The organism is Cryobacterium inferilacus (assembly GCF_019599185.1).
GTDB classification, from domain to species: Bacteria; Actinomycetota; Actinomycetes; order Actinomycetales; family Microbacteriaceae; genus Cryobacterium; species Cryobacterium inferilacus.
Map to the genome: position 1 here is coordinate 68,627 of NZ_JAIEUL010000018.1, position 8,947 is coordinate 77,573.

General features: G+C 71.0%; 8 protein-coding genes. 1 reads left to right on the forward strand and 7 read right to left on the reverse strand.

The genetic code is table 11. From position 1 onward, the window contains the following. Window positions 1–19 precede the first annotated feature (19 nt). Window positions 20–787, forward strand: a complete 768-nt coding sequence (locus K2F54_RS15085) for a Pr6Pr family membrane protein (RefSeq protein WP_220606674.1) — start codon at window positions 20–22, stop codon at window positions 785–787. Here the strand turns inward: K2F54_RS15085 and K2F54_RS15090 are convergent, their stop codons facing one another. From K2F54_RS15090 to K2F54_RS15120, 7 genes are all read right to left on the reverse strand, one after another. After that, the gene (locus K2F54_RS15090) at window positions 788–1,066 is read right to left on the reverse strand and encodes a hypothetical protein (RefSeq protein ID WP_220606675.1); all 279 of its coding nucleotides are present in this window, start codon (window positions 1,064–1,066) and stop codon (window positions 788–790) included. 239 nt (window positions 1,067–1,305) lie between these two features. Beyond that, entirely contained in the window at window positions 1,306–2,739 is a 1,434-nt protein-coding gene (locus K2F54_RS15095; protein ID WP_220606676.1) for a flavin monoamine oxidase family protein, read from the reverse strand. A 153-nt stretch (window positions 2,740–2,892) separates the two neighbouring features. Then, window positions 2,893–4,536, reverse strand: a complete 1,644-nt coding sequence (locus tag K2F54_RS15100) for a DUF7059 domain-containing protein (RefSeq protein WP_308287687.1) — start codon at window positions 4,534–4,536, stop codon at window positions 2,893–2,895. A 202-nt stretch (window positions 4,537–4,738) separates the two neighbouring features. After that, the gene (locus tag K2F54_RS15105) at window positions 4,739–5,893 is read right to left on the reverse strand and encodes an FAD-dependent oxidoreductase (protein ID WP_220606678.1); all 1,155 of its coding nucleotides are present in this window, start codon (window positions 5,891–5,893) and stop codon (window positions 4,739–4,741) included. Beyond that, on the reverse strand, window positions 5,886–6,629 hold the full coding sequence (locus K2F54_RS15110; RefSeq protein ID WP_308287688.1) for a class I SAM-dependent methyltransferase: 744 nt from the start codon (window positions 6,627–6,629) through the stop codon (window positions 5,886–5,888). Before K2F54_RS15110 ends, K2F54_RS15105 begins: the two co-directional genes overlap by 8 nt. Before the next feature lie 4 nt (window positions 6,630–6,633). Continuing rightward, a complete protein-coding gene (locus tag K2F54_RS15115; RefSeq protein ID WP_220606679.1) occupies window positions 6,634–7,881 on the reverse strand; it encodes a type III polyketide synthase in 1,248 nt (415 codons plus the stop codon). 62 nt (window positions 7,882–7,943) lie between these two features. Next, window positions 7,944–8,780, reverse strand: coding sequence for a phosphatase PAP2 family protein (locus K2F54_RS15120; protein ID WP_220606680.1), 837 nt, complete (start codon window positions 8,778–8,780; stop codon window positions 7,944–7,946). Window positions 8,781–8,947 lie beyond the last annotated feature (167 nt).

Here is an 8,947-nt window from a genome sequence, read left to right on the forward strand (position 1 = left end):
TCTGGCGTAGCGTTGGAACATGGGCGCGCAGTCATCCGGTCCCGACCGGACTGGACCGATCGTGCGCACCTCCTCCCAACCATGGGGGGAAGCGGAGGCGCGTGAGGCGTTGCCCGCGCGCCGACGCGTCACCCTGCGACACGGCTACGCCGTCGGACGGCTGCTGCTCGCCGCGGCGGGCATTATCGCGCTGATCGGCAATTACGAGTACGTGCTGCTGTTCCCCACCTTCGCGGCGTACAACGTCTTCACCTACTTCACCGTGCAGAGCGCGATCGGGGCGGTGGTCGCGTTCGTGTTCGGCGCGATCGTGGCGCTCCGGCAGGACAAGGACCCGCAGTGGCTGGACCTGTTCCGGGCCCTGGTCACCACCTACATCCTCGTCTCCGGCATCGTCTTCCTCACCATCGTCATCCAGTCGTCATCACGCGACTACTCGATGGAGGTGCCCTGGCCCAGCCAGGTGCTGCACTTCTACATCCCCGTGATCGCGCTCCTGGACTGGCTGACCGACACCGGCAAGGCCCGGCTGTCCTGGCGCTTCCTGCGCTGGATCATGCCGTACCCGATCGTCTGGGGCGTGTTCACGCTCGTGCGCGGCGCCCAGGTGGGCTGGTACCCGTACTTCTTCCTCGACCCGGCCCAGGTCAGCGGCCCACTCGAGACCGCCGCCTACTGCCTGATCGCCGTGGTGCTGTTCCTGGGCATCGCCGCCGTGCTGGTGGCGACGTCCCGGCTGAGCTGGCGGCCGCGTTCCCGCGGCGCCGGCGGCTCGGTACCGAACTAGCTAGCCGGCCGACTGCTCCACGGGAACGAAGGTGTACTGGCTGGTGAGGTGCTCGGACTCACAGGTACCGCAGTAGAGCACGCCGGAGGCCTGCATGGCCGATACCCGGGGAGAACACTGGATCACCTTGGGCCCGCAACACGGCGAGATCACCATGAAGGCGCCCGGTTCGGCGGCGGCGTGGCCGCTCAGGCTGCGGTGATGATGGCTGCCCTCGCAGGGCAATGCGGCGTCGAAGTCGAGCAACGACATGGATTCGAAATTTGTCAGAATATACATGCTCACTTGGTCAATCAGGTGGGACTGGCGGCCGCGAATCGAATGGGACACCGGGATCGCGACCACACCCGATGGCCGACGGCGACACACAGAAAACCACAACCGGACTCCGTCGGCGCGACCGGTCGGGAAACGACAGGAACTTCCCGCGGGAAGCCTCCCTCACTCGGTCGGCTACTTCACCGACTAGACGTTTCGTGGAGCTTACACCGGAACTCTGAGTTTTGCTCGTTAATTGATTACGGTGCCGGGGTGGCTGTCGCGAGCACCGCGAACGGTTCCAGGCTGCGCAGCGCCGCATCCGTGAACGCGGTGTCGTCAACGGTGGCCAGGGCCAGCGCACGCTCACCGCTGACGAGGCCCATCAGGATCGGCTCCCCGGTGAGCGGCAGCATGTTCACCCACACCCGGAAGTCGAGAGTGTCGTCCCCGACCGTGGTCCACACCGTGGCCTCGGTGTCCCAGAACGGTTCGTCGAAGCGCAACCAGATCTTGTCCAGCGTGCCCATCCCCAGCGCCGCGATCGCGCCGCGGTGGGCGAACGGCAGCGGCGGCACGAATTCGATCACGTCGCTCTGCAGCACCCCCAGCGGCACCGTCACGATCGCCCGGTCCACGGTCAGCGACTCCCCGGTGCCCAGGCGCAGGCTGACGGATGTCTCGGTGTAGCCGATGCGGGTGACCACGCTGGAGTAGAGCACGTCGAGGTCCGCGGCGAGATCGTCGATCAGGGCGCCGTAGCCGCCCAGCACGATCCGGGTGTCCTCGGCCTGGATGGTCGCCGGGGTGGGGGTGTACCAGCCGGACATCTCTTCCGTCGGCGCGCCGGACTCCAGGGTGGTGGAGGTGGCGAGCTGGTAGTCCAGCCAGTCGGCGTCGGAGACGCCGGCATCGCCATCCGTCATCGACAGCGTCGCGGACCCGGTGGCGACGAGGGCCTGGGCCAGTGCGGTGTCCTGGGCCTGCTCGGCGGCCCAGGCCAGGGCAGCGGTCACGACCTCGGCGCCGACCGGGGAGACGGTGGCGAGCGTGCCGTCCGGGGTGCGCACCTCCGGGGTGGGCAGGAACTGCTCGTGGGCGATGTCGAGGCCGGTCAGTTCCTCGTCGAGGGAGGTGCTGCCGCCGGAGACGATGAACGATGGACCGAGTTCGACGGGGATCGGCCAGGCGTCGCCGGACACGGTCTGGATGCGGCCGCCCAGTCGATCGCGGGACTCGATCACGACGGCGGTGAACCCGGCGGCGGTGAGCTGGCGGGCGGCCGCGAGGCCGGCGATGCCTCCGCCGATCACGGCGATCCGCTCCCCCGGTTCGGCGACCTCGAGCAGAGCCCGCGCCGCGCTCTGGCCCGAGCCGCGGGCGCCCTGCACGGTGCCGGGTTCGTCGATCGAGACGGCCTCACCGGCCAGGTAGAGCCGGTCCAGGATGGGTTCGGCGAGGTCCTCGCGGTGCTGCGGCGTGGAGCCGACCGCCGCGAAGCTGTACGAGCCGCGGGCGAACGGGTCGTCGGACCAGGAGGTGCGCAGCATTTCGGCCGGCTGCGGCACGAGGGACGGCGCCGGCGTGCTGGTGGGCGTCGGCGTGCCCGTGGGGGTGGGCTCCGGCACGCATCCGCTGAGCGCGAGCACGGACAGCCCCGAGAAGGTGCCGAGCAGAAAGGTGCGACGGTTCATCGTTGCGATCGCGTCAGGTGACGCACTCCTCTCGGCCCCTTGAAGGTGTATCCCTCACGCTACCTCAGCGCGCGTGCCGCAACTGTTGCCCGTGCGGACATTTGCGTCCGGCGTACCGGGCGCACTTGTCCGCTTCGGCAACAGTTGGGGCGGTCAGGACCTGGGCGGCTCGAGGAAGCCGTCGTCGAGCAGGGCGCGCACGCGCGGCAGCAGCTCCGCCCGGAGCGCGGCCGGGTCGGCCTCGAGCAGCTGCGCGATGGCGTCGATGATCGCGCCGACCGGCAGTTCACCGTCGCAGGCGCCGATCAGGGCGGCCTGGGCGGTGTCCAGCGGCTCCGACCGGCCGAACCCGCCACCCTGGTGCAGCGTCATCAGGGTCGGGTCCTCCTGGCCTGGCCAGAAGTGGCGCTCCTCGGTGACGTCGGATGCGACGGTGAGGGTGGAGCGGGCCAGCGCGTCGTCGTCCAGCCCTGCATGCCAGTCGTGCGCGGCCAGGCAGGCCGCTAGGTGGCTGCCGATGCCGGCCGGGTTGTGGCCGAGGGCCTCTGGCAGGCGTTCCAGCCGCAGCAGCCGGGGGCGGGGCGGGGCGGCGTGACCCTGCGCATCCGCCGGTCGGCGCAGCAGCACGTAGCCGAAGCCGACCTGGCGCACCCCGCGGGCCTCGAAGTCGTCGAGCCAGGCGCCGTAGAGGCTGTCGAACTGCGGGGTGTCCGGCCGGGTGCCGCCATCGCGGATCCAGGTTTCGGCGTAGCCGGTGGGCAGTTGCACCTCGCGCTCGATGATCCAGGCGTCCAGCGCCGCGGTGCCGCCAGTGTGGCCGGTCGGTGCGGTGAGCCAGCCGGTGAGCCGGTCGAAGGCCTCTGCGTCGTCGTGGTACTCCCAGTTGCCCAGCAGCTGGGCCACCCCACCCGGGGTGAGGTGCTCGGACGCACCGCGCACCACGGCCTCCACCAGCGCATCGCCGACGAGACCGCCATCGCGGTACTCGTAGCTGGGCACACCCTCGGTGCGCGGGGTGATCACGAACGGCGGGTTGGAGATGATGTGGTCGAAGCGCTCCCCCGCCACCGGGTCGAACAGGCTGCCGAGCCGGAACTCGATGTTCTCCACCCCGTTGAGGCTGGCGTTGAGCGCCGCCAACTCGAGCGCGCGCACCGAGATGTCGGTAGCCACGACCCGGGTGGCGTGCCTGGCGGCGTGCAGGGCCTGGATGCCACAGCCGGTGCCGAGGTCGAGCGCGCTCTCGACCGGGTTCGGGATCATCAGCGCGCTGAGGGTGAGCGAGGCGCCGCCGACGCCGAGCACGTGGCTCTCACCGAGGGGGTGGCCCAGCGCCAGCTCGCCGAGGTCGGAGACGATCCACCAGCTGCCCGCGCCGTGTGCGTCGACGAAGCTGTACGGGCGCAGGTCGACGAGCGGATGCACCAGCGCCGGCTCGGTCGCGCCGGTCGCGCCGGTCGGGTCGGCGGGCGCCGGCTCCGTCGCACTGCCGTCCCGCGGGGTACCGCTCAGCAGGCCGAGCTCCTCGGCGCCCGCCAGGCCCAGGGTGGGCAGCGCCGCGGCGATTTCGGCCCTGGTCACGGGCAGCCCGAGCACGAAAAGCTGGGCCAGGGCCACCGTGGGCTCCGGCACGGTCAGGGTGGCGCGCAACCGGGCGAGCGCCCGCAGGGCCGGCACCCGGTGATTACGGTGCAGCGCGGCATCCGCTTCGATGCCCCACAGGCCGGTCAGGGCCGTCACCGAGAAGTTGGCGGCGGAGAGGTCGGCACGGAGCAGGTCGATCAGGGGTGCAGTCACCCCTCCATTCAACTGCACCCCGCAGTCCGCCGCGCACCCCGCCATCCCCGCTGCTCGGGCGCATAACTCCTGCAATTTTTCAGATCGTGAGCAACGGATGCCGGAAACACGCGGGCGCTCCGCCACCGCTGCAGATGCTGCAGGAGTTATGCGCCCCGCACCCAGCGGACGCGGGCAGGGGCGGGCGGGCTGCGGGGCGCGGTCAGAGCCAGCGCATGGTGAAGGCCCGGGCGAGCAGGCCGTTCAGCGGCGGCGTCGCCAGGATGCGCACCAGCGCGTTCCGGGCCCGCAGGCGCAGTCCGTGCGCGGGCCGCCCCATCGCCATGTTGAAGCCGGCCTGGCTGGCGGCCCGTCGGGCGCTGCGGCGGCGCACCCTGTCGTAGTCGCCGAGGGTGGCCCTGGCCTCGATCGGCAGGGCGAGCGCGTGCTTGAGCGCCGGCGCCAACGCCAGCGCGTCCAGCCAGCCCAGGTTCATGCCCTGCCCGCCGATCGGGCTGATCTCGTGCGCCGCATCGCCCACGAGCACCAGCCGGCCGCGCACCATCGAGGTCGCCAGCCGCTGCTGCACGGTGAACGCGCTGGGCACGGCGTCCGAGGCCGGCAGGGTCACGCCGGTGCGGGTGCGGATGAGGTCGCTGAGCGCGGTGATGGGCGCATCCGTCATCAGGGTCGGCGTCATGGCCACCCAGCGCCGCCGCCCGTTGGGCAGCGGGAAGGACTCGACCACGCCGCCGGCCTCGAAGAACAGCACCGCCTCGCTGCCGTGCTCACCGGTGTCCGGGTAGTCGGCCATCAGGTAGGTGTCGCCGCCGCCGAGCGGCCGGGTGCCGATGCCGACCGCCTCGCGCAGGTGCCCGCGCGCCCCGTCGGCCACCACCACGTACCTGGCGATGCCGAGCAGGTCGACGCTGCCCTTCCGCGCCGGGTCGGTGGTCTCCGCCAGCACGTTCACATGGTCACCACGGTCCTGCAGTGTGCCCACCCGCACACCGGAGCGCAGCGCGTCCGGCCGCAGCTGCCGCAGTCTCTTGCGCAGCACGGCCTCGGTCTCGTACTGCGGCAGCGCCACCACGAACGGAAACCGGTCGGCGACCCTGGCGAAGGACAGCCGGCCCAGGGTGCGGCCACCGCAACGAACACTGCCCACCTCGATCCGCACCGCCTTGGCCAGAACCTCGCCGGCAACCCCCACCGTGCGCAACACCCGCATCGACGGCGGGTGGATGCCGATGGCCCGCGCCTGCATCGACGGCTCCGTGCGACTCTCCAGTACCAGCACGTCCAGGCCCTGGTCGGCGAGCAAACAGGCCAGCAGGATGCCGACGGGCCCGCCACCGACCACGATCACGTCACGCATGGGCCCCTTCTTCCTTGGCCGGGGCCTGCCCGGTCGCCGCGGCAGGCGCAGTCCAGCGGAGCACCAGCCGGTAGGGGCGCTCGCGGCTGACGGTCCAGCCGGGCGGCGCGACGGCCGACAGCTCGGCGAAGGTGAAGCTGCGCCGAATGGAGGTGAGCCCGTCGGCGCGGATGTAGGAGCGGCGGAAGAACGGCCAGGTGCCCAGGCCGAACCCGGCGTAGGCCAGCGGAGCCCGCTCGATGTCGCCGTGCAGCACCAGGCCGCGACTGAGCCGTTCGGAGTCGGCCAGCAGCGCGCCGAGGTCGGCGGCGCCGAGGTGGTGCAGCACGTGGTTGGAGAGCACGGTGTCGAACCGCTCCCCCGCCGTGACCAGGTCGCCGCTGTGCGCCCGGCGGAATTCCAGTCCGGGCAGCGGCGGCTGGGCGACGGCGAAGTCGTGCGCGCGCGCATCCGGGTCGATCGCCGTGACGCTCAGCCGCAGGCCGTCCCGCGCGGCCCATCGGGCCAGCGACCTGGCCACGTCACCGCCGCCGGAGCCGATGTCGAGCAAACGGTGCGGGCGGGTGGCCGACAGGCGCGGCCGGATGTCGTGGCGGTAGCTGTGCCGCAACCCGGAGACGACGGCGTTGACCAGCCGGAAATCGGCGTAGGTGCGGGCGAGCGCGTCAGGGTCGCAGTGCGGATCGTCCATGATCTCGACGGCGTCAACCGCGCGTGCGCGGAGCGTTGGGAGCACGGCGTCAGCCGCGCGTCACGGTCATCAGGCCGGATTCGACGGTCAGACCAGGGCCGAACGCCATCGCGCAGACGCGTTCACCATCACCGGTCGCCTCGGCGTCGAGGATGGCCTTCATGACGAACAGGATGGTGGCGCTGGACATATTCCCGTTGGTGCGCAGGGTCTCGCGTGACGGCACCAGTTGCGCCTCGGTGAGGCCGAGTTTGGCCTCGGTCTTGTCGAGGATGCTGCGCCCACCGGGGTGGATGGCCCAGTGCGCGATCGCCGTGCTCAGCGGCGATGCCGGCGCGGGCGCGGTGAGCACCTGGCCCGCCGCGGCGGTGGCAGGCTCTGAACCGTCGACGTCGGCACCTGTCGCCGCACCGGCCTCGGCCAGCACACCGGCCGCCAAGGCCAGGGTGAGGGACTCGTCCCGGCCGAACAACGGGGCCAGGGCCGACTCGATGTGCTCGTCGATGATGTGCGGTACATAGGAGCTCAGCACCATCTCGAAGCCCTCATCGCCGATCTTCCAGGCCATGTCCCCCTCGCCGACGGGCGTGATCACGGTCTCGAAGTGGTCGAGCACCAGGGCGTTCTCGCCGGGCTCCGGCGGGCGGGCGCTCACAATGCCGGCCGCGGCACCGTCAGAGAACAGGGAGGACGCCACGATGGTGTCCGGGTCGCTCGAGGTGCGCAGGTGCAACGAGCACAGCTCGGCGCTCACCACCAGCACCACAGCGTTCGGGTCGGCCTCCACGAACTGCTTGGCGGTGCGCAGCGCCGGCATGGCGGCGTAGCAGCCCATGAACCCCAGGTGGTAGCGCTGGGTGGAGGCGGCCAGGCCCAGTTCGCGCACCAGCATGTAGTCGGGACCCGGGGCGTAGAAGCCGGTGCAGGAGACCGTCACCACGTGGGTGATGTCGGCGGCGTCCAGTCCGGGGCAGGCGGCCACGGCCCGGCGGCCGGCCTCCACGAACAGCTTCGTGGCCTGTTCGATGTAGAGCTCGTTGCGCACCCGGGTGCCGGGCACGAGCAGCCGCTGGGTGGTGGCATCGAAGAACTGCGGCTCGGTCACCTCCGAGTCCAGGGTGAGCTCCTCGATCACGGTGTGCCGGGTGTCGATACCGGACAGGTTGAAGGAGGCGGTCACCAGCCGCTGCGCCAGCCGGCTGAGGCCGGGCTGCGCGGCGAAAATGTCCCGTACTTGCTCCTGCACGAGGACGGTGGGCGGTACAACGGTCTGGAGCGCTCTCAGCGTGACGGCCATGCCCCAGTGTGACACGCGCGGCGGCAGGCGCACACCCCTCCGAGCGGCGTGCCGCGCGGCGTTTACGGCAGCCGGTCGAACAGGCGGGTGGCGCTGATGGCCAGCACGAAGCCGACCGCGACAATGGCGGTCACGGCACCCAGGTACGCCAACGGCGCCGCCTGGCTGCCGAACGCACCCGTGGCACCGATGCCCACCGCCACGGCGGTCACGATTCCCGCGAGCACCGCGATCCAGGTCTGCAGCCGCAGACCCACCTTGGCCGGCGTCGGGATCTGCGCGGCACGTTGCCGGCCGCCCAGCCGGGTGAGCACGGCGCCGCTGACGCAGCCCCAGAACGCCACCACGAGCAGCGCCGCGATCACGTCGCTGGGCCGGTGCCACAGGCTCACCAGGGTCGACACCCCGGCCGCGACCGCGAAGGCGGCGCCGATGGTGCCGGCCAGCCACCGGGTGTGCGGGCTGGCGACGAGAAAGACCACCAGAGCGGATGCGGCCGCCACCGTCGTATGCCCGGACGGGAATGAGTTGGAGACGTAGCCATCCACGCCGAGGTCCGGCCGGGTGAGGACGATGTTCTTCAGCAGCTGAGTGGTCACCACGGCCGCCATCGCCCCGGCCACGGCGACCACGAGCGCGAACCAGGCCCGGCGCACGACGGCGATGACCAGGCTCACTATCGCGCCAACGGCCACCATGACGGAGGGGATCAGGTCGAGCAGGCTCTGCGTGACGGCCATACCGGTGGTGCCGTCCTCTGCCCCGTTGAAGGCCAACTGGTCGATGGCCTGCCCGGTTTCGTCACGCACGAAAAACAGGTACAGCGCCACGAAAGCGAGCAGGCAGACCAGGGCCGCGCCAACGTAGCGGGCGGGGGTGAGACGAGAAACCGAGGGCACCCTCAAGTCTCCCACGCCAGGATGGGTGAACCGTGAAAGCGGGGTGTGCGTGCCGTCAACGGGGGCCGGCCGAATCAGGCACTTAACCGTCCCTGTTGCCTCACGTCAATACCTCCGCGAAGATTGATTCGTTGCCTCATTACGAGATCTCCGCGTCGTGGTGATGG